The sequence below is a fragment of the Streptococcus australis ATCC 700641 genome (assembly GCF_000186465.1).
In the GTDB taxonomy this organism is placed as follows: domain Bacteria; phylum Bacillota; class Bacilli; order Lactobacillales; family Streptococcaceae; genus Streptococcus; species Streptococcus australis.
Map to the genome: position 1 here is coordinate 1,297,084 of NZ_GL636091.1, position 26,067 is coordinate 1,323,150.

26 protein-coding genes and 5 pseudogenes are annotated in these 26,067 nt (G+C 38.2%); 30 read left to right on the forward strand and 1 reads right to left on the reverse strand.

The window, feature by feature from the left end:
* Nucleotides 1–2 precede the first annotated feature (2 nt).
* The 15 genes and pseudogenes from HMPREF9421_RS05925 (at nt 3) to HMPREF9421_RS05980 (ending at nt 10,777) form a co-directional block, all read left to right on the forward strand.
* Nucleotides 3–1,684 (forward strand): annotated as a pseudogene (locus tag HMPREF9421_RS05925) (ABC transporter ATP-binding protein).
* A 272-nt stretch (nt 1,685–1,956) separates the two neighbouring features.
* The gene (locus HMPREF9421_RS10970; RefSeq protein ID WP_006597263.1) at nt 1,957–2,112 is read left to right on the forward strand and encodes a hypothetical protein; all 156 of its coding nucleotides are present in this window, start codon (nt 1,957–1,959) and stop codon (nt 2,110–2,112) included.
* 20 nt (nt 2,113–2,132) lie between these two features.
* Entirely contained in the window at nt 2,133–2,624 is a 492-nt protein-coding gene (locus HMPREF9421_RS05930; protein WP_006596098.1) for a hypothetical protein, read from the forward strand.
* Nucleotides 2,625–2,666: 42 nt separating this feature from the next.
* Nucleotides 2,667–2,759 (forward strand): annotated as a pseudogene (locus HMPREF9421_RS11160) (CPBP family intramembrane glutamic endopeptidase); the annotation flags it as partial.
* A pseudogene (locus HMPREF9421_RS10370) lies at nt 2,744–2,884 on the forward strand (VOC family protein); the annotation flags it as partial. The pseudogenes HMPREF9421_RS11160 and HMPREF9421_RS10370, both read left to right, overlap by 16 nt.
* 21 nt (nt 2,885–2,905) lie before the next feature.
* Nucleotides 2,906–3,226 (forward strand): TfoX/Sxy family protein, encoded by a 321-nt coding sequence (locus HMPREF9421_RS05935; RefSeq protein WP_003003487.1) that lies wholly within the window; start codon nt 2,906–2,908, stop codon nt 3,224–3,226.
* Nucleotides 3,227–3,530: 304 nt separating this feature from the next.
* The gene (locus tag HMPREF9421_RS05940; RefSeq protein ID WP_006596099.1) at nt 3,531–4,574 is read left to right on the forward strand and encodes a DMT family transporter; all 1,044 of its coding nucleotides are present in this window, start codon (nt 3,531–3,533) and stop codon (nt 4,572–4,574) included.
* A gap of 176 nt (nt 4,575–4,750) precedes the next feature.
* Entirely contained in the window at nt 4,751–5,359 is a 609-nt protein-coding gene (locus HMPREF9421_RS05945) for a Type 1 glutamine amidotransferase-like domain-containing protein (protein ID WP_006597267.1), read from the forward strand.
* 106 nt (nt 5,360–5,465) lie between these two features.
* Nucleotides 5,466–6,344: an aminoglycoside phosphotransferase family protein gene (locus tag HMPREF9421_RS05950; RefSeq protein WP_006596101.1), complete on the forward strand. Its 879-nt coding sequence runs from the start codon at nt 5,466–5,468 to the stop codon at nt 6,342–6,344.
* A gap of 129 nt (nt 6,345–6,473) precedes the next feature.
* The gene (locus HMPREF9421_RS05955; RefSeq protein ID WP_006596102.1) at nt 6,474–7,259 is read left to right on the forward strand and encodes an alpha/beta hydrolase; all 786 of its coding nucleotides are present in this window, start codon (nt 6,474–6,476) and stop codon (nt 7,257–7,259) included.
* Nucleotides 7,260–7,280: 21 nt separating this feature from the next.
* Nucleotides 7,281–8,129 carry an ADP-ribosylglycohydrolase family protein gene (locus tag HMPREF9421_RS05960; RefSeq protein ID WP_006596103.1) on the forward strand — a complete coding sequence of 283 codons (849 nt, stop codon included), beginning with the start codon at nt 7,281–7,283 and terminating at the stop codon, nt 8,127–8,129.
* A gap of 66 nt (nt 8,130–8,195) precedes the next feature.
* Nucleotides 8,196–8,981 (forward strand): hypothetical protein, encoded by a 786-nt coding sequence (locus HMPREF9421_RS05965; protein WP_006597266.1) that lies wholly within the window; start codon nt 8,196–8,198, stop codon nt 8,979–8,981.
* A gap of 11 nt (nt 8,982–8,992) precedes the next feature.
* Complete coding sequence (locus tag HMPREF9421_RS05970) at nt 8,993–9,559, forward strand: hypothetical protein (RefSeq protein WP_006596105.1); 567 nt, start codon at nt 8,993–8,995, stop codon at nt 9,557–9,559.
* Between the two features lie 169 nt (nt 9,560–9,728).
* Nucleotides 9,729–9,923 (forward strand): hypothetical protein, encoded by a 195-nt coding sequence (locus HMPREF9421_RS05975; protein WP_006596106.1) that lies wholly within the window; start codon nt 9,729–9,731, stop codon nt 9,921–9,923.
* Between the two features lie 47 nt (nt 9,924–9,970).
* Nucleotides 9,971–10,777: a hypothetical protein gene (locus HMPREF9421_RS05980; RefSeq protein ID WP_006596107.1), complete on the forward strand. Its 807-nt coding sequence runs from the start codon at nt 9,971–9,973 to the stop codon at nt 10,775–10,777.
* Between the two features lie 30 nt (nt 10,778–10,807).
* Here the strand turns inward: HMPREF9421_RS05980 and HMPREF9421_RS05985 are convergent, their stop codons facing one another.
* Nucleotides 10,808–11,827, reverse strand: coding sequence for a hypothetical protein (locus HMPREF9421_RS05985; RefSeq protein ID WP_006596108.1), 1,020 nt, complete (start codon nt 11,825–11,827; stop codon nt 10,808–10,810).
* 117 nt (nt 11,828–11,944) lie between these two features.
* Between HMPREF9421_RS05985 and HMPREF9421_RS10755 the strand changes: the two are divergent.
* The 15 genes and pseudogenes from HMPREF9421_RS10755 to HMPREF9421_RS06060 all read left to right on the forward strand — a co-directional run.
* A pseudogene (locus tag HMPREF9421_RS10755) lies at nt 11,945–12,451 on the forward strand (YfbM family protein).
* A 31-nt stretch (nt 12,452–12,482) separates the two neighbouring features.
* Entirely contained in the window at nt 12,483–13,334 is an 852-nt protein-coding gene (locus HMPREF9421_RS05995; protein WP_006596111.1) for a CbrC family protein, read from the forward strand.
* Nucleotides 13,335–13,352: 18 nt separating this feature from the next.
* Complete coding sequence (locus tag HMPREF9421_RS06000; RefSeq protein ID WP_006596112.1) at nt 13,353–13,835, forward strand: hypothetical protein; 483 nt, start codon at nt 13,353–13,355, stop codon at nt 13,833–13,835.
* A gap of 17 nt (nt 13,836–13,852) precedes the next feature.
* Entirely contained in the window at nt 13,853–14,407 is a 555-nt protein-coding gene (locus HMPREF9421_RS06005) for a hypothetical protein (protein WP_006596113.1), read from the forward strand.
* 10 nt (nt 14,408–14,417) lie between these two features.
* Entirely contained in the window at nt 14,418–14,915 is a 498-nt protein-coding gene (locus HMPREF9421_RS06010; RefSeq protein WP_006597268.1) for a hypothetical protein, read from the forward strand.
* Between the two features lie 47 nt (nt 14,916–14,962).
* Nucleotides 14,963–15,757: a DUF4261 domain-containing protein gene (locus HMPREF9421_RS06015; RefSeq protein WP_006596115.1), complete on the forward strand. Its 795-nt coding sequence runs from the start codon at nt 14,963–14,965 to the stop codon at nt 15,755–15,757.
* A gap of 43 nt (nt 15,758–15,800) precedes the next feature.
* The gene (locus tag HMPREF9421_RS06020) at nt 15,801–16,268 is read left to right on the forward strand and encodes a hypothetical protein (RefSeq protein ID WP_006596116.1); all 468 of its coding nucleotides are present in this window, start codon (nt 15,801–15,803) and stop codon (nt 16,266–16,268) included.
* The gene (locus HMPREF9421_RS06025; protein ID WP_006596117.1) at nt 16,261–17,277 is read left to right on the forward strand and encodes a hypothetical protein; all 1,017 of its coding nucleotides are present in this window, start codon (nt 16,261–16,263) and stop codon (nt 17,275–17,277) included. Before HMPREF9421_RS06020 ends, HMPREF9421_RS06025 begins: the two co-directional genes overlap by 8 nt.
* A 598-nt stretch (nt 17,278–17,875) precedes the next feature.
* The gene (locus tag HMPREF9421_RS06030; protein ID WP_006596118.1) at nt 17,876–19,330 is read left to right on the forward strand and encodes an aminotransferase class I/II-fold pyridoxal phosphate-dependent enzyme; all 1,455 of its coding nucleotides are present in this window, start codon (nt 17,876–17,878) and stop codon (nt 19,328–19,330) included.
* Nucleotides 19,331–20,191: a polyamine aminopropyltransferase gene (gene speE, locus HMPREF9421_RS06035; RefSeq protein WP_006596119.1), complete on the forward strand. Its 861-nt coding sequence runs from the start codon at nt 19,331–19,333 to the stop codon at nt 20,189–20,191.
* Complete coding sequence (locus HMPREF9421_RS06040; protein WP_006596120.1) at nt 20,188–21,447, forward strand: saccharopine dehydrogenase family protein; 1,260 nt, start codon at nt 20,188–20,190, stop codon at nt 21,445–21,447. The genes speE and HMPREF9421_RS06040 overlap by 4 nt, the downstream gene beginning before the upstream one ends.
* Complete coding sequence (gene nspC, locus HMPREF9421_RS06045) at nt 21,447–22,574, forward strand: carboxynorspermidine decarboxylase (RefSeq protein WP_006596121.1); 1,128 nt, start codon at nt 21,447–21,449, stop codon at nt 22,572–22,574. The genes HMPREF9421_RS06040 and nspC overlap by 1 nt, the downstream gene beginning before the upstream one ends.
* Nucleotides 22,571–23,656, forward strand: a complete 1,086-nt coding sequence (aguA, locus tag HMPREF9421_RS06050; RefSeq protein WP_006596122.1) for an agmatine deiminase — start codon at nt 22,571–22,573, stop codon at nt 23,654–23,656. Before nspC ends, aguA begins: the two co-directional genes overlap by 4 nt.
* A 9-nt stretch (nt 23,657–23,665) precedes the next feature.
* Nucleotides 23,666–24,541 carry an N-carbamoylputrescine amidase gene (gene aguB, locus HMPREF9421_RS06055; protein WP_006596123.1) on the forward strand — a complete coding sequence of 292 codons (876 nt, stop codon included), beginning with the start codon at nt 23,666–23,668 and terminating at the stop codon, nt 24,539–24,541.
* Between the two features lie 72 nt (nt 24,542–24,613).
* A pseudogene (locus HMPREF9421_RS06060) lies at nt 24,614–25,924 on the forward strand (IS1182 family transposase); the annotation flags it as partial.
* Nucleotides 25,925–26,067: the final 143 nt, after the last annotated feature.

Here is a 26,067-nt window from a genome sequence, read left to right on the forward strand (position 1 = left end):
GGATGAAACAATTGATAAAGAACCATCAGAAGGCTTTCTATGCTTTCATGATATTTAATATACTGGTCCCTTTAACTAATATTGCTTTTGCTTATTCTATTAAAGGGATTATTGATAGTGGTATGTCCCATAATGAAGATGCCTTAACTCAAGCGGTACTAGTAGGAGCTAGTGTTATTTTCATCTATGCAGGACTCAACTTTATATCTCTTCGATTGAGAAATAAACTTGTTAGGCAAATCATGTCAACATACAAAAACAAGGTGTTCCAATCTATTTTAGATAGCGATTATAGAAACTTTTCTAAAGAAAAATCAGGGAAATTTATTTCTGTATTAACTGAAAATATGAAGAAAATTGAGCAAGATTATCTACACCAGTATTTTAATATTTCAAAAAACCTTTCCTTAATGATTTTTTCACTCCTAGCTATGTTTATAGGTAATTGGTTTTTGACCTTATTAGTAATCATTGCTAGCATTATTCCAATGATGATTTCAGGATTTATTGGACAAAAATCAGCCTCTCTACAAAATAGTGCTATGATTGCAGATCAGAAGTATTTAGCTAAGGTTAAAGATATTTTAGCAGGATTTCTTGTTATCAAAAGTTTTAATGTGAAAGAGGCTATCTGTGAGGATTATAGTCATGAAAGTGAAAAATTTGATGAAATAAATTTTATAAAAGGGAAATTTGATGTTTTAGCTAATGTTATTTCGCAGCTTTCGGGGATGATTGTTTTTTAGTAGCCTTTGGTGGAGGAATGTATCTTGTTTTTAATGGCTATACCACAATTGGAAGTGTAACAGCTATTGTTCAACTGGTCAATTTTGTAGTAATGCCACTAAATGAAGTTGGTATGGGAATGAGTAAATTCCGTGAAGGTCAGGCAACACTAGATGCATTTGAGGTAAAAGATGTAACCGAACTTCAGACTGGTGAAACGAAAGAATATTTCGATGATGTTATTTCTTTTTCAAATATAGACTTTTCTTACCCTAATGCTGAAGAAAAAATTTTTAATCATTTATCTTTGAAGATTAAAAAAGGAGAAAAAATTGCAATTGTAGGAATGTCAGGGAGTGGGAAATCAACTTTGCTCAATCTATTACTGCGTTTTTACGATGTAACAAGTGGACATATTTCAATTGATAATCAAGATATACAAGCTATTTCAGCAGAGAGTCTTTATAACTTAATGACTATTGTTCAGCAAGACGTTTATATCTTTGATGATACTTTAAGAGCAAATATTACACTTAATCAATCCTTCACTGATGAGGAAATAAAACAAGCTGTACAGCAGTCAGGTTTAGAAAGTTATGTTTTAGAAAATGAATCTGGTCTACAAACTTTATGTGGAGAGAATGGCTCAAATCTATCTGGCGGACAAAAACAAAGACTTAGTATTGCGCGTGCCTTGATTCGAAAAACACCAATCTTATTATTGGACGAGGCAACCTCATCTTTGGATAATCAAGTAACTACTGAAATTGAAAGTTCAATCTTGGATATTCAAAATTTGACTGCACTTGTAGTAACTCACAAGTTGAATAAGAACATTTTGAAAAAATACGATAGAATTCTCTTTATGAAAGATGGCGTTATTGTTGAAGATGGTTCTTTTAGTGATTTGATTGATAGGAGAGGTGAGTTTTATAAGTTGTTTGAGTTGAGTGTGTAATTCTCTTTCGGTTTATAGTATAATTTTATAAAATACTCTATCATTTTCATTATATATTATAGAAGTTTACAGCACCACATGTTGAGGCAGTATCACTGCTTGTACGAGCTGAGGCATCAGCGAAGTAGAAGCAGATGTTCTGCCCATGGGATAGCTGTCGAAGAGTAAGGAGTTTACGACGAAACGATACGGCAACAGCGAACCGCTGAGTGTGTAAGTTTGTTAGTGAAATGTGGATAATTGTTCAAAAATCAGAAGGACTAGAGATGTATATGTTGGAATTATATCAAAATCCTTATTATAAAGATCTAGTCGCATTTGGGTCCTTAAAAGAAGGAAAAGAATTTGTATCCAAAATAACTGGATATACTCTAGAAAATGAAGATGATTTTGTTCAAGGTAATAAAGTAGAAATAACGAACATTTAGATGAAAGGTTTAGAGTGAACATGAGTCTCTTATTTGAAGAATTTAAAACCATTTGTTTCCATTTAAATCGAGCCGGAATTACACCGACACTGATGGGGTCTTTGGGATTGGAATTTAGAACGAAAGAAAATTGGGGGCCGTCTGACATTGACATTCATGTGCCTGGTGACCCTAGAGGTTGGGAAGCACCTGATTATCTCAGAATTTATGACTGGGACAAGATAATGAAAGTGATGAAAGACTTAGGCTACGTCTTAATAGATATTCATGAGCATGAATTCAAAAAGGATCGAGTGAGTGTTGAATTTGGAAGTATCGATTCCTTACCTGATTTTGCAGGAGTTTCGGAATCGGATATAGAGCTTATTCACATTGAAGGCATCACTTTTCGTCTTCCAAGTCTGGGGCAGTATCTAAGTATTTACAAAGCTTCTTCTCAAGACTCCTATCGAAATGATCACAATAACAATAAGGATTTTAAAAAGATCGAGTGGCTGGAAAGACATTTGTAAATTATCATATGAAAAGTAGTAAGTTGTAAGACTGGCTACTATGTTATTTTTATTATCATTTTTATTGGTTATTTAATTTATACTATATTGGCGAGTACTAGAATTAGTAATGAAAAGCAGGTGGAAAAATTGTAAAAGAGCCACTGGGACTTTTCTGGGGTGGATATCACGCATATTTTTCGGATTTAGATGGATATTATTGGGAAGTTTCTTGGGGACCCAATTTTCAATTTGATGAAAATGGACTATTGAAATTTTAGTAATTAAGGGAGATAGCAAAAATGGCTTCAAGTAAAGAATATTTAGATTTCATTTTAGAACAATTGTCCGAGTTAGAAGAAATATCATATAGAGCAATGATGGGTGAGTATATAATTTATTATCGAGGGAAAATCATAGGTGGAATTTATGATGATAGATTTTTAGTGAAGCCTGTCAAATCTGCAATTGCGTATATGCCGAATGTAGAATACGAATTGCCGTATGAAGGTGCAAAGGAAATGCTATTGGTAGATGATGTTGACAACAAAGAATATTTAACCGGCTTATTTAATTCAATGTATGATGAGTTACCTGCACCAAAACCAAAGAAAAAGAAATAATAAAATCTCAGTTTATCTAGGTAATACCATTTAACGATAACCTTATGCGATCGTTAAAAAGCATGTGAATATGTTCTCGGTGACTGCGCATGTCGAGTGTATGAGCTTGTTGGTAAAACGTAGCTAAACCTCTCGCTTTGACATTTCAAGGCGAGATGCTTCAAAGCTCCACTGGAGATTTGAACTCCCCAAACCTTTTGAGTTCTAGGCGAATTCCTGTTTGGATGGAGTGATACTTTGGTTTGGATCTAGGCTGTGATATAGAGGTCATGACCAGAAATAATGAAATAGAGGAGTAAAATTGATGGAGAAAAATAAGCTCAAAGCAATTATGTTTGCCTTTCTGGCAGCTGTTTTTTATGCCATAAATGTACCGATATCAAAGGTTCTTTTGCAGCATGTGGGCCCGACTACAATGGCAGCATTGTTGTATCTTGGTGCTGGGATTGGTATTGGGATGATGTCACTCTTTAATAAGAAGGACAGGGAGAAAGCTGAGAGCCTGACAAAAGCCGAACTTCCCTATATTGTCGGAATGATTGTTCTCGATATTGCTGCACCGATTTTTCTGATGCTTGGAATCAGCTATGGTTCCTCTGCCAATGCATCGCTTCTCGGGAATTTTGAAATTGTGGCGACGACAGTCATTGCCTTGATTCTCTTCAAAGAAGCTGTAACCAAAAGATTATGGGTAGCTATTGGGCTAATCACCCTGTCAAGCATCTTGCTGTCGTTTGAAGGAACAGACAGCTTTCATTTCTCTTATGGTTCTTTGCTGGTGATCATGGCTACCGTTTGCTGGGGACTTGAAAATAACTGCACTAGAGAACTATCATCAAAGAGCACCTATCAAATTGTGATGCTAAAAGGCCTATGCTCAGGTCTTGGCGCTCTGGTCATTTCCCTTATAAAAAAAGAGTCCTTTCCAGGATTTGGCTATATCGCCATTGCCTTGGCTTTAGGTTTTGTGGCTTACGGACTCAGCATTTTCATGTATGTGAGAGCCCAGAATGTTCTCGGAGCAGCTAAAACTAGTGCCTATTATGCTGTCAATCCCTTGATCGGGGCTCTCCTTGCTTTTGTATTTTTAAGTGAATCCTTATCCTGGATGTATGTGATCGCCTTGATCGTGATGGTCATTGGTTCTGCTTTAGTGGTAGTCGATACGTTTATTCGCCAACATGACCATGAACACCAGCATACATTCACGCATAGCCATGGCGGAAGTACCCACACGCATACGGTAAGGCATTCGCATGTCCACAAGCATTATCTAACAGAAGAGAAGCACAGACATCGTCATTCTATCGAGGAACTAGAGTGTCTAGCAGAGGAAAAAGATAGGTAAAAGCAAATAGAAGATAGGCTATTACGAGAGGCTGATATGAAATCAGAATGAGCTGCCTTTGTTCTGAAATTCGGTAGATGCGAAGAGTTTCTGAGAGCTATCGGTAAAACTTGTATGGACAGATTAAAAGTTGGAGTACCATCTTTGCCTCGTTTTTGAGAAAGGACAAAGAAAAAATGGAAGCACAAATTTTTTTGATGGGTGGAAATCCACCGATAAAGAACCATACGATTGTTAATAAAATTTTGTCATCAAGGAAGATCGAAAGAATTGTCATTTTTACAGTTTATCGAGAAAATTTGGAACCGTATATGAAAAAGTACACGGAAGTTTTCCGAAGCCATTTTTCTAACCTAAACACTGATTACTTACTCTTGGACACTGAGCAGATTGATTTTGATAGCTATCTAGATGCTGATGTCATCATCATCGGTGGTGGAAATACGGAAAAGTATCTAGCTACTTATGTCAATCAGGAGTTCAAAAATTATATCGTTCATATGCTGAATAAAGGGGCGAAAGTTATGGGATTTTCTGCAGGAGCCCTATTATTAGGAGAAAAAGTCTATGTTTCACCTAATGATCATTCAGATCATCATATAAAGATAAAAAATGGATTAGGACTCTTTAGTCAGTTTTTAATTAGTGTCCATTATGATTCCTGGAATGATAAAGCTAATAAGGATAGAGCTGAAGAACTCGTTCATGTTCCCATAATTCCACTAAATGATCATTCATGTCTTGTATTGGATAAACTTGGAAACATTATTGAGAAAATTGACTAGTTTTCATTATCTAAATCTTGATCTAGGTAACTAAAGTGTAGACAAACTGGATGGGTTACTAGTGAAAACTGCAAGAAGTGTTGGAAAGTGAATCGGAGAGTGCGTGATGAATTTTAGTAGTAAGATAGCCATAAATAAAGGCTGGTCAGATGATAAAAAATATTGTGTGACAGATCAAAATCAGCAAAAATATTTCTTGCGTGTTTCTGATAAGGAGAAGTTAGATTCTAAAAAATTTGAATTTGATATGATGGAGAAAGTGGCTTCTCTTGGAATTCCGATGTGTAAGCCAATTAGCATAGAACTCTGCGATGACGAAGTACATTCTTTACACGAATGGATAGACGGGAAAGATGCAAGAGAAACCATTTTAACTGTTTCGAAAGAACAACAATACACTTACGGAGTAGAAGCAGGAAGAATCCTTCGAAAAATTCATTCTCTTCCTGTTACAGAAGTTCGTGAAGATTGGGAATCCTTTTTTAATCGTAAAATTGATGACAAAATCAAAAAATATAAAGAATGCCCCGTTCAATACGAAAATGGTCAGATTTTTATTGAGTTTTTAAATGCAAATCGAGAATGGTTAAAAGACAGACCTCAGGTTTTCCAACATGGAGATTATCATATCGGAAATTTCATGATTGGTGAAGATCGTAAAATTTATGTCATTGACTTTGATCGATTTGACCTTGGAGATCCTTGGGAGGAATTCAATCGTATTGTATGGTCTGCTCAAGTCTCTCCCTCTTTTGCGTCTGGTATGATAGATGGATATTTTGATCATAAGGTTCCCGATTTATTTTGGAAGCTTCTCGCTATCTATATTCTAAATAACCTAGTTGGTGCTCTGCCATGGGCTATACCATACGGAGCTGAAGAAATATCAGTAATGCAACATCAAGCTAGGGAAATTTTAGAATGGTATGATGATTTGAATCAAATCATTCCTAGTTGGTACTTGAACAAGAAGAAGACTGAATAATAAAAGAGCTTAAATATCAATTTGAAGAAATGTCAGGATTATTTGCTCAATTTCAAATATATCTAACTATCTTTAAAACAGATGATTTTTATCACTACGAGTTAAAGTCTCACAGTAAGGAGTTTAAACATGAAATTCCATGAATTTGGTGATAAGAATTTGCCTCCTATTTTACTAATACACGGCGGTGGCAGTTCTTGGTGGAATTATCTTCGTCAAGCACGGATCTTATCAAAAGAATACCGTGTTATTTTACCTACTTTGAATGGTCACGGTGAAGAATATCATCTCGATTATGTTTCTACGGAAGATTCTGCTTTGGAAATCCTAAACTATATCAAAGCCAACTGTGGCGGGAAGTTGTTTGCGATTGGTGGTGTTTCGCTTGGTGGTCAAATTGCTATGGAGCTTTTGTCCTTAGACAGCGAGATAGCTGAGAAGGCTATTATAGACGGAAGCCTCTGTATTCCTCAACCAAGGCTAGATAAAATCAGCATCTTTCTAGTGTCTCTGTTTGGTAAACTGATGTTCAGTAAATTCTCTTGCAAACTCCAGTTAAGCATGATGGACAAACTCTATCCTAAACTGGCTTATCCAGAAGAGATAAAAGCATATTATTTGGAGGATCTGCCAAGGACGCCTATCAAAACATTAGTGACTATTTTCAAAACCTATATGGGGTGTTACAAGCTCAAGGATACAATTTCTACTAGCAAGGCCAAGGTTCTGTATATCTATGGTGAAAAAGAATTGAACTATGTGAAAGAGTCAGCTAGATTGTTTCAGCAGCTACATTCCAATACGATCCTGTATGAAGCAAAGGGCTATAACCACGGCTATTTATCAACTTACCTGCCTCAAGAGTGGATTGAGTTGGTGGTACCATTTTTAAAGAGCGACCCATTGGAAATCTGATATGCTGTAAGGAGAAATCTTATGCTAGGGGCAATAGTTGGAGACATTGTAGGTTCTGTTTACGAATGGGGCAATATTAAAACGAAAGACTTTCTATTATTTCGTGAGGATTGTTTTTTCACTGATGATACGGTTATGACCTGTGCTGTTGCTGAAGCCATCATGAACGGTGGTCAGAAGGATGACTTTATTAATGCCATGAAGAAATATGGTAGAATGTATCCCGATGCAGGTTACGGTGCAAGATTTGGGAATTGGGTTGATGGCGACGATCGAGAACCTTATAATAGCTTTGGAAATGGCTCAGCAATGCGTGTTTCTCCATGTGCCTGGACCATGGATTGTAGTTTCTGTGCACGAACGGGAGCCTGGCCGTCCAGAAGAGCAGTTGCACGACTTTCTGCAGAGGTGACTCATAACCATCCAGAGGGGGTCAAAGGAGCTATGGCGACGTCTGATGCTATCTTTATGTGTCGTTATTACTTTGGAGGTTACAGTGGCGACTATGGAAAACCGATCAACGATAATCCTACAGAGTGTAAGAGACTCATCAAGGAACACATAGAACAAGAGTATGGATATAATCTTTCTCAAACACTAGATGAAATTCGTCCTACTTATCGTTTTAATGAAACTTGCCAGAATACGGTACCTCAGGCCATCATTGCCTTTCTTGAAAGTACAGATTTTGAAGATGCTATTCGAAATGCGATTTCTCTTGGTGGGGACAGCGACACTCTTGCTGCAATCACAGGAAGTATCGCCGAGGCAGCTTATGGAATTCCTGAGTGGATTAAAGACAAGGCCTATAGCTATCTCGATGAGCCTTTGAAAGAGGTGCTCAGACGATGGGAAAAGGAAGTTGGATGAATTTATAGAAAAAAGGCTGTTGCTCGATAATCGTTAAATTTCCGAGACCAGATGGAGGTGAACCGAGTGATTCAACTTAGCCGTTTTAAAAAAGTGAATGAAAATTGTTTAATTGACAATCATCACCAATCCGATAAGGGGTTTGAAAATATAAATACCAAAGAAGGTACACTCATTGGCTGCCATCAATCTCAGAAAAATAACTTAATATGGTTTGCTTATCGAAAAAGTAGCCATGAAATCCGGATTGAAGTGAGAGACGAAAAGAATCTTCAAAGTTCTTGTTTAAATCTGGAAGATAGCTTTCTTGATTCTGAGGTAACTTTTAAGGGTTTCTCTGATAATAGAGTCATCGTTTCATTAACAGCGGGACAGGACGGCTCACAGGACTTTTGCCTTGAATTTTTGAATCATGAACTAAGTGTGAGACATAAATTTCCACGAAATCTGGTGTATGTTTTTACGATTCACGAGGATAGTTCGTTGTTGGTAAATTTTTACACGACGGAATTTTATAAGATATCGAATCATGATTTTCAAATAACATTTAGCCAACGATTCCCTGTATTTGAACAGGATGGGTTATCAAACGTTTGGAAGATTAACAATTCTTACGGTGTATTCTCCACAACGGAAGAAAGATGGTTCGTGTTTCATTTAGAGACATTAGAGATCATTGATGAAATGGTAATAGATATATGCCAAGGAGACTACTCTGGGATAGACACGCTGTTTCCGACAGGAGATCAATTGATTTTTAGATGCTATCTTTACAATGAAGGAACAAAAGAAGTCGAATACATGAGTGTGGAAAAGCGTGATTTGGAGAGCATACTTGAAACAACAAGCTAGGAGGGTTATCGATGGTTATATTGGAATTGTATCAAGGTGATTATAAAAAAGATTTAGTCGTGTTTGATTCTTTAGAAGAGGGAAGAGCCTTTGTAGCGCAAATCCCGGGATATACTTTAGAAAAAGAAGATAGTTTTGATGTGGAGTATTTTAATCCAAAAAATCTACCGGATTATATGGAGATTGTCTTCAATGGAAATATTGTCCCTTTATCTAGATTTTCGTTTAATTCTGAGGAAAATGTGGACATTATTTGGAAAGAAATTTCGAATCTATCCGTTAAAAACGATAAAATGATCGAAGGAGCTACAAAAGTAGATGCATATGTCGTGAATAACGATGAAGTGAAAGCTTATGTCGAAGCACGAGAAGCAAACTTCCGCAAGGCAAAAGCATTCCTAGAAAACAAAGGGTATGAAGTTGACAGAAGCTTTTTCGGAAGTGAAGACGGCGAAGCGATTCTCTACAGAAAACGCGGCACCGAAGATTGGCACTTCTTATGCCACTTAGACCCGCTGTTTGTAGAGATTGAAGATGTCGAAGAATATGTGAAAGAAGCGATGGAAGATATTCAATAGTCACACAAAGTTCTTTGTGAGTGTATGCCACTGCTTGAGTAGACGGATTGAGCAGTAAAGAGAAACATCTAGCACTATCTAGCTTCTTAAGGAGAAATATCTATCATGAAAATGGAAATCGGGAAAACCTATCTTGTAAAATAAGATTATCGCATTAATTCCTCAAGATATGATTAAACGGATTCCATTTTTTGTTAGAAAACATGCTATTACACGTACTGTTAAGAGAGTATCGCTCGAGTATCCGGAGTTGTATGCTGTAGCTGAACAAGAAGGCCAACTTCCTGAAAAGGAAGCTCAAGAATTGCGACAAATTCTTACAGATATTTTCCAAGAGAAAATGAACAAGCATAAGATTAAATAAGCTTGAGATTTATCAATAAGATGTCGATTGAGCATTAGGAGTTGAGAATGGCAATTAATGGCGTTAAAATCATTGACAGTGATCAAGGGTATGACATTTACAATGAGGTAGTTGGTCGCTATAGAGATGGTGATCATGTAGCCAATATTATCAAGGATATCCTCGATGCGGAGAAAGATTACTGTCAAACAGACTTTTTTACAGAGATTTATTGGACTGCTCTTGCCTACTCACTGTGGAAGATTGGTCACCTGACAGACGATATCAGAGATAAAACCTTGGAGCTTATCAAAAAAGGGGCTGATCCATTTTGGTTGGAAATAGATTCAAAGGCTTTGAAGCAAAGGCAAAAGTTCTTGGATAAACTTGCTATCCAGTTGCAAACTGAAAATCCTAGGCCTCTAAAGGTCCCTAAAGCCAAAACTAAACGCAAACCTTACTTTGAAGAAGGAGATATCCTTGTTGTTAAGTTCCAAGATGAGTATGGTCTTGTCTTTGTATCTATTGTTGAGCAGAGTCCTAGAAAGCTTGAGTATCATTTTGCTTGCACGCGCCTCTTACAGACAAAAAAGCCCACCATCGATGATTTTTTGACCAGTCATATCTCCTGTAAGATGGACAATACAAAGTTTGCTCTGGTTACAGATTGCTGGTTCAATCACAAAGATTTAGGACAATTATTAGATAATATTGAAAAAATTGGACAAGTGAAACTTAGACCTTTTAGTCTTTGGATGCTGGCACCTGCCCATAATTTAGAAGATATTTATGAAGAAATCACTAGAGATAAAGGTTCTTCTGGCCTTCGATTCATCGAAAGCTACAAACTCGTCGATGATATTTTTCCAGTTTAATGCTTATGTGATAAAGGGGGAAATGGTGAATCATTCCCACATGCTATGTTGGGCTCTGACTCCATAGCTATCAATCGAACCATCTGAATTGAACTTGGATTCAATACGGTATCTTTTCCAGAGGTCGTAATCTGCTGTTTGGATGGTTAGGATAAAGTTGTTATCCTTATCAGAGACGTTATAATCAGCTGGATTGACTTCAAAGATATCGATTAATTTTCGTGTTTGAAAATCTTGGAGCTTGAGATTTGCTAGCTTGATATGATTGATGGAAATTTCTTCTAGTTGCTTGTTATCCTTAGGTGATCTGTAATAGGTGATGATGCAGTTTTTGAGCTGATCAGTATCTTTACCTGTGGGGGTAAGGCTCATAAAGCCAAAGGACTGATTATCCCGCTTGACTTCGAGAAGCTGACCGTAGTAGAAGTGGTCATTTTTGGGATTGGTGATGGAGCTCTCTGCGCCTTTATCTCCAAAGGTATAGCCTTGGTCTAAAAGCTCGGAAGCCTTGGTCTCCCCGATAATGACAGTGGTATCTTGAATGGTTACTGGAACGGGTTGAGCTGGAAGGCCACTCATCATCATGCAAAACATAAAAACATAGCTCGTTAAAAAAGCTGTTCCTATAAAAGCCTTGGTTGATGCATAGGCATGACTGTTTTGAAAGTTTTTTCTTATAGCTAATACGATAAATTTCCCAATACTTTTTAAAACCATACTAACAAGTACGATAAAAAATTGTTTTTTCAAACATTCATAAATGGCTTGAGGAAAGCTATTACCATGATAGTAGAAGCCAGCCAATACGAGGAGATTTACGATTAGATAGATTAGAAAGAACCAATGAATCTCTTTAAGGGCATTAGCATCAGTGGTTTCTTCATAGTCAACGTGAATTCTTCCTTGAACAGCTTGGCCAAGTTTATAGATCCATTTTGGGACATCTTTCCCTTGTCTGACCGCAACTACGAGTCTGATATAGAGATAGATAGTAAAGGATAAGGATAGAAAGAAAAGAGCATAAAACCCTAAAACAATACTAGTGAACATGACTATTCCCTCTATTTAACATTCAATAAAACAATTTCTTAGCTCCATTATAGCATTTTCTATAAAATAGAGCTAAAAACATCAGTATTATCCTACAAGATTCAAAGGAGAAAAATCATGGGAATGATTGCCAATTATCAATATTTACCAGACAATGAATTAGAACAAATAAAATGTCTTTCTAACCAAGAAGATGACTTGTTAGATTTTGCTGAGGATTCCGCTGATACTCATGATATCTTAATAGATATTGACAAAATGTGGGATGCTCTTCTCTTTGTCATGACAGGATTTAGTAGTTCAGAATTTTTGGATGACAATCCCTTGAGAGAAGCTGTTTTAGGGGTGACTCCTCTAGAGGATGTATCTGAATATATCGCCTATACTGAAAAATCGAGAATTTCGGCTATCAGTTAAGCTTTAGAAGAATTTGATATGGACAAGGCTTTGAAAGACTTTAGTATGGAAGCATGCAAGAAAGCCGACTTGTATCCTGATATTTGGGATTATCTTGAGGAAGAGGAAGAAATAAAGGATGATATTTTAACCTGCTTTGTCAAAATGAAAGCCTTTTACAAGGAAATCTTAAACCACAAGGGGAATGTCTTAGTGACCATTTGTTAAGGTTTTTATATTCCATTAGAAAGGTAGCCCCATGAATCCATTTCTAGAAAAGTATATTACTTTAAAAAATCAATACATGGAACAAGATGGAAATTCTTCCAGTGTTGCGGCACTCTATGATTTAGCTGATGAATTAGCTAAGTCTGAGAATTTAGAAGCTAAAAAAGTCTTAGTTGACCTCTATGACCAATTGGGTCTCTACACTAGTGCCTATAGCTTATTTACCGAAATCTTAGATAAACCAGACCGAAAACAATTAAAGAAACTGAGCCGTTTACAAGAAATGAGTCAGAGTCATGGCGATCGTTTTGCCCTTCCTCGTCCTCTAAGAAAAGAAGAGAAGAAGCAAAGACAGGACTTGTTAAAAAACTTGCCACATTTTCTCTATCATCCAGATCCCTTAGCTACAGGTTCATTTGTTGAAGGAGAAGCCAAGCTTTGTCCATCTTGTGGGAAAGAAAGTAATGTTTATTATGCTCTTAGACCCTATAGTATTGAAGAGATAGTACATCTCTGCCCAACTTGTATTGCAAACGGTCAAGCAGCTAAGAAATTCGATGCGGAATTTATCCAAGATGCCGAGTGGCAAGGTGAATTGGATCCAGAAAAGAATCAGCTGCTTTTTTGTCAGACCCCAGGCTACTCTAGTTGGCAGGGAGAATATTGGCTTTCTTGTTGCCAAGATTATTGTGCTTACTTGGGTACAGTTGGAACTCGAGAATTGAAGGATATGGGAATCGCTGAGCAAGTCTTGGCAGACTATGAAGCGCGTGAAGAATATCAAGAGATAGAAGACTACTTGGTCAAAGACGGGCCTATCTGTGGTTATTTGTTTAGATGTCTCCATTGTCAAAAATACCAGATCTGGGTCGATGCAGATTAAATCGAAATGTGATTAGCTATGAAAATTAAAGAGAAGACTATGGAAGAACTAGAATTATTCGAAGCCGCCTCCAAAGATTTATTTGATACTATGCAGGGATTTAAAGACAATCTATCTGTTCAATTTCCCCTATTAGATAGTGATAACTGGCAGTATGACAAGGGATCGATAAAAGTTTGTAAGGCTGATGAGTCAGGATTCAAAAAAAGATGTAGGGTCGGAATTAGCTACAACTTGAAAGTCTCCCTATTAAACGAAGATGCCGAGCAAATCTGGTTACTGTTTAAAGACTGGTTCAATACTAGCAGATTGGGTCAAGTTGAAAGAAATCCTAATAATGAGGATTTGGGAAGATATGTCTTCTCAGCATGTTCCCCTCTAGGTGATCAGGTAGATTGTTCGATTTATTTACCTAATGAGTGGAATATCCCTCAGATTAGCTTTTCAGGCTATCTAACAGCTCGTTATAGGGCTTGTGATCTTGATAAATTGCAAGAATAAGATGGAGGTTTTTAGAGATGAGAAAGATTGATTGGGACAAGATAAAGACTCTCTTAGATGCCTTGCTGGTCATTGATGAGTATCTAACAGATCCGAGTGAGGATTGGCTTAGACTCGTGATTAAGACTGAGGAAGACTATGGACTCCGATATCTTATTGACAATGGCTCTGGTGATTCTTTAGATGTGATTTTGACTGATAAAATGATCCTTATAAAAGGCTTTGATCATGAAAGTAGTTTAAGCCAGTTTGCTGCTGACGAGTGGAATCAAGATATCATCGATAGTTTTTATAAAGGACTGGATGAAAAGTATGTCTCACTTTATTCAGAAGACCAAAAAGATGAAACAACCTTCTTTATCTGGTATGATGGTCACGCGCATCAACAGACTTACCAAGATCAGGATGGCGGAGAATGGTTGCTCTCTTACCTTTTTGATAGCTTTGAGAGATTTCATGAGTTTGTGACTGACTATTATGAAATTACCGTAGATAAAGATTTACTTAGGAAACTCTACATGGATGGACAACTTTCAGACATAGAAGTAAAGCAATTAATCCAGGATGATTAAGAGGCTTATTATGAGAGTGAACTATAAAAATACCCCTGAAAAATATCAAACTGTAGCAGAAATAATTATCACACCATTGCTTGATTTACTCAAAAGTTTAACCTTGTTAGAAGAGGAAATTTTTGAGCGTAACAGAGCACTGGATAAGGAAAAAGAAGCCCTTGGAATCCCATCTAATCAGCTTCACCCTTTGTGGAATGATCTTATGGATGACTATTTTCATAGACAAATTCAACTTATAACTGGACGAGTGACTCAAAAATGCTTGGAAGGAGGAGTTCGAAATTCTTATGGCTCCCCAAGTGAGTATAACTATGTTCAAAGGAATGATTTTTCTGTAGATTTTATCATGACAAAAGCTGAAGAAGCAAGAGTCATCACCCATTATCAAGAAGCTTTAGAAATGAAGCATCAGTTTGTACTTAGATTGGTGGATGAAAATTGGCTACTTGATGAGAAATTCTACGGTTTTGAGGATGAGGAAACTTGGCATCTCGACTCACTTTGACCAAGATAGCTTTGCTTCCCAACTAATATGAAAAAAGGAGAAGTCCTATGAATTTTTTAAAAAATCTATTTACTAGTAAGAAAGAAAAGTCAGAAAAGAAAAAACAACTAATCTTGTCCATGACCCTCTTCAAAGGCAAGCAGGCCTATTCTTTAGATCAGGTCGTTCAGGAATTGAAAACTCACTGGGGGCTTGAAATTTCTGAAGTTTCTGGGGATGATTCTAGTGCAACTTTTGTGATTGATGGTGCTCTCGTTGCGCTGACTTTAATGGATTTACCTATCCCAAGTCAAGAATTTGAAGAATTGTATGCCTATTCTTACCTCTGGCAGGATGTTGAGAAGGAAACACAGGAGCACACACAACACGCCATTGTTACTATTTTGTCTGATAATCTTTCGCCAGTAGAAACTTATTCCTTATTAACTAAAGTCAATGCCTCTATTCTAAAAACTAGTCAATCAGCTATTGGTATTTATCAGGGTTCTACCACCTTGCTCTTGCCCAAAGATCTTTATCTAGACCTAGCTGACCTTTTGAAAGAAGAAATGCTTCCTCTTCAACTCTGGATTTATATGGGAATTATCAACCAGGGAGATAAAACTAGTATTTACACTTATGGTTTGAAAGAGTTTGGAAAAACTGAGATTGAAATTATCGAGTCTCCTATGAATAGCGATGACTTATATTATTTCCTCTTGTCTATTCTTCAGTATGTTTTAGGCAGTGATGTCACCTTAAAGGACGGTGAAACCATTGGCTTTTCAGAAGATCAAAAAATCAAAATCACTGAGTCAAAAGCCGTTTATTTGGAAGAAAATTCCTTGAAATTAGATGTTTAAACCATGATTTATAATTGAGTGTCCTTCCTAGATTGGGGGTTTTATGAAGCGTGATATAAAAAAGTATTATCTCTACCGATTTCTGGTCTATAGATTTGAAAAACTCTCTTGTAAGAATCCAAGTCTCAAGAACATAAAACCAGAGAAGAGAGAAAAAATCGTTCTAGAGGCTACTCGAACTAGTCAAAAGATTATTCTAGTCCTTGGAATTCTTTATGTTTTGCTATATTCTGCTATGTTCATTTACCTAAGGCTCAATGATTTTCAAAATCCCTTATTGACTTGGTTTACTGACTACATCGATTATTTAGGTGAACTGATAAACGGAGAATGGGGCGGTAGTTGGCGTCAAAAGCAAGCTAGTTTTTTGATGATTGCTCTACTGGCTTTACCGATTGTACTGATAGAAGGTGGCCCCTTCTTCTTGCTGGTTTTATTAGTTGGGAATTGGACATTAAAGAGAAAGATAAGATTTGAGAGAGAACATAAAGGAGTAGAGAGCCATGGGTAGAACGGTGATTATAGGTACTTTAATTGCTTTTGCAATTTTTAATCTGCTACTCGGTCTGGGCTTTTATCTCTTTCTAAAAAAGAGGAAAGAGAATGGACAGTCATTGTACGAATCCCCTGTAAACCAACAAACTCGAACAGAAAAACTGGGTCTAGGCGAGATTTTTGTCTACCTGTCCCTGATTGCAATCGCAGGGATCTTTGCTTTTCAGACCTTAAATAGAGGCGGTGTGGGGAATTCTATTTTAGCCAAAATGATCCTCCTACCTGCTCTAATGGCCCTTTTCAATGCAAGAAAAAGGACTGGAAAGTCATTACTTGCCCTCCTTATAACCTTGATGGTCTTTCTAGTAGGAATCATGTTTAATCTCACGATTGGTTTGCCACCTCAAGCACCAATTTTGCAAATTAATGAAAGTAAAATCACGTTAGCAGAAACCAAAGCAAGTGATCTGATGGAAGCTGGATTTGATATCTATGTAAGACAAGGTGATGGTGGTAGCGACTACGAAGAACTCCTGACAGACGGCAGTTTCAAAAAGTATTCAGGAGATAAATCAGTCACTATCGAAAAAGGCTTCAGACTTGATAGCAATGCTGTTCCCTACGCTCCCTATCTCTTTGCAAAAGATGGCATAGTTCTTGGGAGTATTTCCTTTTACGGGGCAGAAGATAAGAACGTGGTTCTAGAAGATTCTAAGGTTATTCAGGTTCGATTTAATAAGGATAGCATTGAAGAAGCTAAGAAACATTCTATCACTTTGAAATTGGATGAACTCGACTTGACTAGTCGACTTGATGTTCCACGTGTTCAAGAAACTTTCAAAAAGCATCTATGGTCAATCCCACCATCAAATACAAGTGATGTCACTCAATTATGGTATGGATTACAGTGGTCAAGTAACAGTGACTCTCTATTTTGGAATGAGTATTATAGTCTTATCCGTCTAGATGAAAATTATTTGATGACTGATTTTAAACTAGCTGCCAAAGTAGCGCGTGATGAGTAAATACGATTTTGAATAGTTGAATTTGCTTATTCCTATCTAAAGGAATTAATTTATTTAGTTCCTTTTTTTGTTTTTGATTTAAATTTAAAACGATTTCTATTTCTGGGTTGAATAAATTACACGAACTAAATATTAAATTGTTTTAAAAAAGTTCTGAAAATACTTTACAAGTCTCTGAAAACATGATATATTGATGAAGCTTAGAAAATGAGATGATGTTTTCTAGCAAATATAAACCCGAGTAAAAAATGCCTACGGACAGGCAGGGTTGAATGCCGAAGCGTGGTTGAAAAGCCACATTATTGATAGGGTTAAAAGCCTACTTTTATAAGTTGATGTTAGGACATTAGTTCTAATTCGTATACATTTGTTAGTGTGGTGAAAGCACACGTCATCTTGTGAAACGATCAATAAAGTACGTAATATTTGCTACTAGAGAGTTAGGAAACATCAGGAACAGACATACTCAAAAGAAACAAACATAAACACGTCAGTAGATTGTAGAGCAGGTGCCAACCTGCTCTTTTTTCATAAGTTTCCTATAACACCTGATTTTAGCTCAGGTGTAGAAAATAAAGTAAAGGAGTATGTCTTCATAATGTTAAATCAGAACCAAGCTCCCATTTATGAGGGGTTAGTTAAGTTACGAAAGAAAAGGATTGTTCCTTTCGATGTACCAGGTCATAAGCGTGGCCGTGGGAATCCAGAGTTAGTTGAACTTTTAGGGGAAAAATGCGTTGGTATTGATGTCAATTCTATGAAGCCCTTGGACAATCTTGGGCATCCTATTTCGATTATCAGAGATGCAGAAGAGCTAGCAGCAGAGGCTTTTGGAGCTGCCCATGCCTTTTTAATGATTGGCGGGACAACCTCATCCGTGCAAACCATGATTCTTTCCACCTGTAAAGCAGGTGATAAAATCATCCTACCACGAAATGTCCATAAATCAGCCATCAATGCACTCGTTTTATGTGGAGCTATTCCCATCTATATCGAGATGAGTGTGGATCCCAAAATCGGTATTGCTTTGGGGCTTGAAAATGAGCGTGTGGCACAAGCTATTAAGGACCATCCGGATGCCAAGGCTATCTTAATCAACAATCCTACCTACTATGGGATTTGTTCAGACTTAAAGGGGCTAACAGAGATGGCCCACGCTGCAGGAATGAAAGTCTTAGTAGACGAGGCACACGGTGCTCATCTCCACTTTACAGATAAACTTCCTCTATCTGCTATGGACGCTGGAGCAGATATGTCAGCCGTATCTATGCATAAGTCTGGTGGCAGCTTGACTCAAAGTTCGCTTCTTTTAGTTGGCGATCAGATGAATCCTGAGTACGTGCGTCAAATCATTAACCTGACCCAATCAACATCAGCATCCTATTTGTTAATGTCTAGTTTGGATATTTCACGCCGCAATTTGGCCCTTCGTGGTAAAGAGTCATTTGAGAAGGTCATTGAGCTATCTGAGTACGCTCGTCGTGAAATCAATGCCATCGGTGGCTACTATGCCTACTCAAAAGAGCTAGTAGACGGTGTGTCGGTCTTTGATTTTGATGTGACCAAGCTGTCAGTTTACACTCAGGGAATTGGACTAACAGGTATTGAAGTTTATGATCTCTTACGGGATGAATATGACATTCAGATTGAGTTTGGTGATATTGGCAATATCTTGGCCTACATTTCGATTGGTGACCGTATCCAAGACATTGAACGCTTGGTTGGTGCTCTAGCTGATATCAAGAGACTATACTCACGAGATGGGAAGGACTTGATCGCTGGCGAATATATCCAACCAGAGTTGGTGCTATCTCCACAGGAAGCCTTCTACTCAGAGAGAAGAAGCTTAACCTTGGACGAGTCCGTTGGACAAGTCTGTGGGGAATTTGTCATGTGTTACCCTCCTGGGATTCCTATCCTAGCGCCAGGTGAACGGATTACACAAGGTCTTGTCGATTATATCAAATTTGCAAAGGAACGTGGTTGTTCCCTCCAAGGAACGGAAGATCCAGAGGTCAATCACATCAATGTTATTGAAAGAAAGGAGAACTAGATGGATTTATGGTTTTCTGAAGTTCATACTCCAGATGTGAAATTATCATTGAGAACTGCCAAACAACTCTATGCTGGAAAAAGTGAGTGGCAGGATATTGAAGTATTAGATACTCCAGCTTTTGGGAAGATTTTGATTTTAAATGGGCATGTCTTGTTCTCGGATGCAGATGATTTTGTCTACAACGAAATGACCGTCCACGTTCCTATGGCTGTCCATCCCAATCCAAAGAAAGTCTTGGTTATTGGGGGTGGTGACGGTGGTGTTGCCCAAGTATTAACTCTCTATCCAGAATTGGAACAAATCGATATTGTAGAACCAGATGAGATGCTGGTAGAGGTTTGTCGAGAGTATTTTCCAGACTTTGCTGCAGGACTTGATGACCCTCGCGTCACCATTTACTACCAAAATGGACTAAGGTTTTTGAGAAACTGTGAAAATGATTACGACATTATCATTAACGATGCGACTGATCCATTTGGCCATACGGAAGGGCTCTTTACCAAGGAATTTTACGGCAATAGTTACAGAGCCTTGAAAGAGGACGGAATCATGATTTACCAGCATGGTAGTCCCTTCTTTGACGAAGATGAGTCAGCTTGTCGAAGCATGCACCGTAAGGTTAATCAAGCCTTTCCAATTAGTCGAGTTTATCAGGCACATATCCCTACCAGTCCTGCAGGCTATTGGTTATTTGGGTTTGCATCTAAAAAATACCACCCTGTCAAAGATTTTGACAAGGAAGGTTGGAAAAAACGCCAGCTTTTCACAGAATACTACACTGCAAACCTACATATTGGTGCCTTTATGTTGCCTAAGTATGTAGAAGACATTTTAGAGGAAGAGGAAGGAAGAAAATGAGTCGTTTATTAGTTATCGGATGTGGGGGCGTTGCCCAGGTTGCTATTTCAAAGATTTGTCAAGACAGCGAAACTTTTAAAGAGATTATGATTGCAAGCCGTACCAAGTCAAAATGTGATGACTTGAAGGCTAAATTAGAAGGCAAAACAAATACTAAGATTGAGACAGCTGCTCTTGATGCGGACAAGGTAGAAGAAGTGATTGCCTTGATTGAAAGCTACAAACCAGAAGCTGTTTTGAACGTAGCTCTACCATACCAAGATTTGACTATTATGGATGCTTGTTTGGCTACAGGTGTGCACTATATCGATACTGCCAACTATGAGGCTGAGGACACAGAAGACCCTGAATGGCGTTCTATTTATGAGAAACGTTGTAAGGAACTTGGTTTTACAGCTTACTTTGACTACTCATGGCAATGGGCTTACCAAGAGAAATTCAAGGAAGCAGGTCTGACTGCCTTGCTTGGATCTGGTTTTGATCCAGGGGTAACCAGCGTCTTTTCAGCTTATGCACTCAAACATTACTTTGACGAAATCCACTATATCGATATTTTAGACTGTAATGGTGGTGACCACGGTTATCCATTTGCGACAAACTTTAACCCAGAAATCAATCTACGTGAGGTTTCTGCACCAGGTTCTTACTGGGAAGATGGAAAGTGGGTAGAAGTCGAAGCTATGTCTATTAAACGTGAGTATGATTTCCCTCAAGTTGGCCAAAAAGACATGTATCTCCTCCACCATGAAGAAATCGAATCATTAGCAAAGAATATTCCAGGAGTTAAACGGATTCGCTTCTTTATGACTTTTGGCCAATCTTATCTAACTCACATGAAATGCTTGGAAAACGTTGGTCTCCTTCGTACAGATACTATTAATTTTAACGGACAAGAAATCGTACCAATCCAATTCTTGAAAGCCTTGCTTCCAGATCCTGCAAGCCTTGGCCCACGTACTGTTGGTAAAACTAATATTGGATGTATCTTTACAGGTGTCAAAGATGGCGTTGAAAAGACCATCTACATCTACAATGTTTGCGACCATCAAGAATGTTACGCAGAAGTTGGTTCACAAGCCATTTCTTACACAACAGGTGTTCCAGCCATGATTGGGACAAAATTAGTTATGGATGGTACTTGGAAACAACCAGGAGTTTATAACCTTGAAGAATTGGATCCAGACCCATTCATGGAAGCTTTGAATAAATACGGTTTGCCATGGGTTGTTGTTGAAAATCCACAAATGGTGGACTAATGAAATTAGAACAAGTACCAACGCCTTCTTATATCATTGACTTAGGAAAATTAGAAGAGAATTGCCGCATTTTACAAGAGGTTCAAGAAAAAACTGGCTGTAAGGTTCTACTGGCTCAAAAAGCTTATTCCCTCTATAAAACCTATCCTTTGATTAGTCAGTATCTGTCAGGTACGACGGCTAGTGGATTCTATGAGGCTAAGTTAGCTAGAGAAGAGTTCCCTGGGGAAGTCCATGTTTTTGCGCCAGCTTTCAAGGAATCAGATATGGAAGAGTTGCTTAAAATATCTGATCATATTGTCTTTAACTCAGAGAGACAATTACGAAAATATGGTCAACGTTGTCGTGAAGCTGGTATCAGTGTCGGTCTACGCCTCAATCCTAAATGTTCAACGCAGGGTGACCACGCGCTTTATGATCCTTGTGCTCCTGGCTCTCGTTTTGGAGTGACTTCAGACAAGATACCTAGTGATTTGCTGGACTTGGTTGACGGGCTTCATTTTCATACTCTTTGTGAGCAGGGGGCAGATGATTTAGAGACAACCTTGAAAGCAGTAGAAGAGCAGTTTGGAGCCTATTTGCATCAAGTTAAATGGCTCAATATGGGTGGTGGTCATCATATTACGAGAGATGACTATGATGTGGACTTACTGATTTCTGAGATTAAACGCATTCGAGAAACTTATAACCTTGACATCTATATCGAGCCAGGAGAAGCTATTGCCCTTAATGCGGGCTATCTAGCGACAGAAGTCTTAGATATTGTTGAAAACGGGATTGAGACCTTGGTGTTAGATGCTTCAGCAAGCTGCCATATGCCAGATGTTCTTGAGATGCCTTATCGCCCTCCATTGAGAGATGGTTTTGAAGCGCAAGAAAAACCTTATACTTATAGACTCTCTTCAAATACTTGTCTTACAGGGGATATCATTGGGGATTACAGCTTTGAAAAACCGATTGAAATCGGTGATCGCCTCTATTTTGAAGACATGGCTATTTACTCCTTTGTCAAAAATAATACCTTTAACGGCATTGGGCTTCCAAGTTTGTATCTCATGGATAAAGAGGGTGAGTGCAGTCTAGTCAAAGCATTTGGCTACCAAGACTTTAAGGAGAGATTATCATGATGGACAGCCCAAAGAAATTAGGTTACCGGATGCCTGCAGAGTATGAACCCCATCATGGGACTCTCATGATATGGCCTACTCGACCAGGGTCTTGGCCTTTTCAAGGAAAGGCTGCAAAAAAAGCTTTTAGCCAGATTATCAAAACGATTGCTCAGGGGGAAACAGTCTACCTTTTGGTTGAGGAGGACTATCTATCTGAAGCACAATCCTATCTTGGAGACAATGTTGTTTATCTAGATATTCAGACAAATGATGCCTGGGCACGTGATACTGGTCCAACTATTCTCCTCAATGATCAAAGGGAAAAGTTAGCGGTAGATTGGTCTTTCAATGCCTGGGGTGGTGCTGTTGACGGTCTTTACCAAGACTATGAAGCAGATGACCAAGTAGCCAGTCGCTTTGCAGAAGTCTTAGATATACCTGTTTACGATGCCAAACCATTTGTACTGGAAGGCGGAGCTATTCATAGTGACGGTCAAGGAACTATACTTGTGACTGAAAGTTGTTTGCTCAGTCCTGGTCGCAATCCTCACCTGACTAAAGAGGAGATTGAAAAGATCTTACTAGAGAGTCTTGGTGCCGAAAAAGTCATTTGGTTGCCTTACGGTATTTATCAAGACGAGACAAATGAACACGTCGACAATGTTGCAGCCTTTGTTGGTCCTGCTGAGGTTGTTTTAGCTTGGACGGACGACCAAGATGATCCTCAGTATGCCATGTCTACAGCAGATCTAGCTCTTTTAGAGAAGGAAACCGATGCAAAAGATCGAAGTTTCACTATTCATAAACTTCCAATCCCAGCTATTCATCAAGTAGTGACGGAAGATGATTTGCCGGGCTATACTTATGAAGAAGGTGAAGAAGAACGCTATGCAGGTGAACGTTTAGCAGCTTCCTATGTGAATTTTTACATTGCTAATAAGTCTGTCTTGGTTCCACAATTTCGGGATGAAAACGACCAAGTGGCCTTGGATATTCTGAGCCAGTGTTTTCCAGACCGTGAAGTTGTCGGAATTCCTGCAAGAGATATTCTTTTAGGTGGTGGAAATATCCACTGTATTACCCAACAAATTCCAGAATAGGAGAAAAAGATGAGAAATGTAACGGTTGCAGCTATTCAGATGCAATGCGCTAAGGATGTGGAAACCAATATCCAAACAGCTGAACGCTTAGTTCGACAAGCTGCAGACAAAGGAGCCCAAATTATTCTCTTGCCTGAATTATTTGAACGTCCCTATTTCTGTCAGGAACGTCAGTATGACTACTACCAGTATGCCCAGTCGGTGACAGAAAATACGGCTATTCAGCATTTTAAAGTGATTGCCAAGGAACTAAAGGTCGTTTTACCGATCAGTTTCTATGAAAAAGATGGTAATGTATTATACAATTCCATTGCTGTCATTGATGCAGATGGAGAAGTACTAGGCGTTTATCGGAAGACACACATACCAGATGACCATTATTATCAAGAAAAATTCTTCTTTACTCCTGGAAACACAGGTTTCAAGGTCTGGGATACTCGCTATGCCAAGATTGGTATTGGCATTTGTTGGGATCAGTGGTTCCCAGAAACAGCCCGTTGCCTTGCACTAAATGGCGCAGAATTGCTCTTTTATCCAACAGCCATTGGATCAGAGCCTATTTTGGATACAGATAGTTGTGGTCATTGGCAACGTACCATGCAAGGACACGCAGCAGCAAATATTGTGCCAGTTATTGCAGCCAATCGTTATGGTTTAGAAGAAGTCACTCCTTGTGAGGAAAATGGAGGGCAAAGTTCTAGTCTTAATTTCTACGGTTCATCCTTTATGACTGATGAAACAGGAGCTATTTTAAGTCAAGCAGAACGACAAGGCGAAGCTATCTTGTTAACTACTTATGACCTTGACAAGGGAGCGAATGAGCGCCTGAATTGGGGTCTCTTTAGAGACAGAAGACCAGATATGTATAAAGATATTGTCAGATGAAAAAGCCTATCGTAGGCTTTTCTTTTTGGAAAGTCGTATAATAGAGGTAAGAAGAGTTGTGAGGTGTTCCCTATGTTTCACTAAGAAAAACCTGATTATAATCGCAAGCAATATGGTTTCTATACAATAGACGAATTGGTCCCAAAAGATCACTTTCTTCGACAAGTAGATTCAAAGGTTGATTTTGACTTTATTTATGACTTGGTAGAAGATACCTATAGTCCAAATAACGGTCGTCCTAGTCTTGATCCCGTCATGTTAGTCAAAATTCCTTTAATCAAATGTTTTTATGGTATTCGTTCCATGCGCCAAACCATGAAAGAGATTGAAGTAAACGTGGCCTATCGCTGGTTTCTTGGACTAACTTTAGATGATAAGGTCCCTCATTTTACTACCTATGGAAAGAATTACAGCCGTCGTTTTCAAGATAAAGAACTCATTTCCGAGATTTTTTCCCAAGTTCTCAACCATGCTTTGTATGCTGGCTTAATTGATCCTTCTGAAATATTTGTGGATGGTACCCATATCAAAGCGGCAGCTAATAGTCACAAGTATCGTAAGGAAATGGTAGACCAACAAGCTAAATTTATGAGTGAACAATTGGCAGTTGAGATTGATTTAGATCGGAAAAAACACGAAAAAAAGTCCTTAAAGCCCGCAAAAGAAAGTGAGGCTAAGGAAAAGAAAATCTCAACGACAGATCCTGAGTGTGGATGCTTCCATAAGGGCGAACACAAGGAAGTATTTGCCTATTCTGCTCAAGTTGCTTGCGATAAGCATGGATGGGCCTTAGCTTATACGGTTGAAGCAGGAAATGTTCATGATAGTCAGGCTTTCCCTGCTCTTTTTTCAAAGTTAGAGCCATTCTCCCCACACTATATTATTGCGGATTCAGGTTACAAGACCCCAGCTATTGCCCATTATTTGTTAGAACGTAATATCATTCCTGTCTTCCCTTATACTCGACCAAAGGGAGTAAAGGGGAACTTAAGGCCTAGTAATTTTGTTTATGATACAAGTGATGACCATTATGTCTGTCCAGAGAATCAAGTATTAAGCTATCGCACTACTACTCGAGAAGGCTACCGTGAGTATAAGAGTAATCCCAAAGTATGTGTTTCCTGTTCTTTATTATCCGTTTGTACCCAAAGCAAGAATTTTCAAAAAGTAGTAACGAGACATGTCTGGAAAGATGCCCTTGAATTTTGTGAGGAGATTCGTCACAAAAGAGAAATGAAAGAACTCTATAAGAAGCGCAAAGAAACAATTGAGCGGGCTGAGGAGTACCATAATTTGAGATACACTAGAGAGAAAGGAAAGTCCAAAATGGAGGATCAGGTTGGGCTTACTTTGGCGTGTTTAAATATCAAAAAATTAGTGAAGTGGATAGGTGAACTGCACCCCAAAAGCTAGACAGAAAAAATCTAAATTTTGGGGTGTTTTATTATGAAATTGAATTATGAAGATAAAGTTCGGATTTATGAACTAAGAAAGCAAGGACAATGGTGTCAAGTATCTTCCTGTAT

Excerpts from the sequence above, each read along its gene's own strand:
- HMPREF9421_RS06040 (WP_006596120.1), top strand. The coding sequence starts at position 20,188 with ATGAGTCGTTTATTAGTTATCGGATGTGGGGGCGTTGCCCAGGTTGCT.
- HMPREF9421_RS05980 (WP_006596107.1), top strand. The coding sequence starts at position 9,971 with ATGGCAATTAATGGCGTTAAAATCATTGACAGTGATCAAGGGTATGAC.
- HMPREF9421_RS06005 (WP_006596113.1), top strand. The coding sequence starts at position 13,853 with ATGAGAAAGATTGATTGGGACAAGATAAAGACTCTCTTAGATGCCTTG.
- HMPREF9421_RS05995 (WP_006596111.1), top strand. The coding sequence starts at position 12,483 with ATGAATCCATTTCTAGAAAAGTATATTACTTTAAAAAATCAATACATG.
- nspC (WP_006596121.1), top strand. The coding sequence starts at position 21,447 with ATGAAATTAGAACAAGTACCAACGCCTTCTTATATCATTGACTTAGGA.
- HMPREF9421_RS06030 (WP_006596118.1), top strand. The coding sequence starts at position 17,876 with ATGTTAAATCAGAACCAAGCTCCCATTTATGAGGGGTTAGTTAAGTTA.
- HMPREF9421_RS05985 (WP_006596108.1), bottom strand. The coding sequence starts at position 11,827 with ATGTTCACTAGTATTGTTTTAGGGTTTTATGCTCTTTTCTTTCTATCC.
- HMPREF9421_RS05975 (WP_006596106.1), top strand. The coding sequence starts at position 9,729 with ATGATTAAACGGATTCCATTTTTTGTTAGAAAACATGCTATTACACGT.
- HMPREF9421_RS06000 (WP_006596112.1), top strand. The coding sequence starts at position 13,353 with ATGAAAATTAAAGAGAAGACTATGGAAGAACTAGAATTATTCGAAGCC.
- HMPREF9421_RS05930 (WP_006596098.1), top strand. The coding sequence starts at position 2,133 with ATGAGTCTCTTATTTGAAGAATTTAAAACCATTTGTTTCCATTTAAAT.
- HMPREF9421_RS05940 (WP_006596099.1), top strand. The coding sequence starts at position 3,531 with ATGGAGAAAAATAAGCTCAAAGCAATTATGTTTGCCTTTCTGGCAGCT.
- HMPREF9421_RS05970 (WP_006596105.1), top strand. The coding sequence starts at position 8,993 with ATGGTTATATTGGAATTGTATCAAGGTGATTATAAAAAAGATTTAGTC.
- aguB (WP_006596123.1), top strand. The coding sequence starts at position 23,666 with ATGAGAAATGTAACGGTTGCAGCTATTCAGATGCAATGCGCTAAGGAT.
- HMPREF9421_RS05945 (WP_006597267.1), top strand. The coding sequence starts at position 4,751 with ATGGAAGCACAAATTTTTTTGATGGGTGGAAATCCACCGATAAAGAAC.
- HMPREF9421_RS05960 (WP_006596103.1), top strand. The coding sequence starts at position 7,281 with ATGCTAGGGGCAATAGTTGGAGACATTGTAGGTTCTGTTTACGAATGG.
- HMPREF9421_RS06015 (WP_006596115.1), top strand. The coding sequence starts at position 14,963 with ATGAATTTTTTAAAAAATCTATTTACTAGTAAGAAAGAAAAGTCAGAA.
- speE (WP_006596119.1), top strand. The coding sequence starts at position 19,331 with ATGGATTTATGGTTTTCTGAAGTTCATACTCCAGATGTGAAATTATCA.
- HMPREF9421_RS10970 (WP_006597263.1), top strand. The coding sequence starts at position 1,957 with ATGTTGGAATTATATCAAAATCCTTATTATAAAGATCTAGTCGCATTT.
- HMPREF9421_RS05955 (WP_006596102.1), top strand. The coding sequence starts at position 6,474 with ATGAAATTCCATGAATTTGGTGATAAGAATTTGCCTCCTATTTTACTA.
- aguA (WP_006596122.1), top strand. The coding sequence starts at position 22,571 with ATGATGGACAGCCCAAAGAAATTAGGTTACCGGATGCCTGCAGAGTAT.
- HMPREF9421_RS06025 (WP_006596117.1), top strand. The coding sequence starts at position 16,261 with ATGGGTAGAACGGTGATTATAGGTACTTTAATTGCTTTTGCAATTTTT.
- HMPREF9421_RS06020 (WP_006596116.1), top strand. The coding sequence starts at position 15,801 with ATGAAGCGTGATATAAAAAAGTATTATCTCTACCGATTTCTGGTCTAT.
- HMPREF9421_RS05950 (WP_006596101.1), top strand. The coding sequence starts at position 5,466 with ATGAATTTTAGTAGTAAGATAGCCATAAATAAAGGCTGGTCAGATGAT.
- HMPREF9421_RS06010 (WP_006597268.1), top strand. The coding sequence starts at position 14,418 with ATGAGAGTGAACTATAAAAATACCCCTGAAAAATATCAAACTGTAGCA.
- HMPREF9421_RS05935 (WP_003003487.1), top strand. The coding sequence starts at position 2,906 with ATGGCTTCAAGTAAAGAATATTTAGATTTCATTTTAGAACAATTGTCC.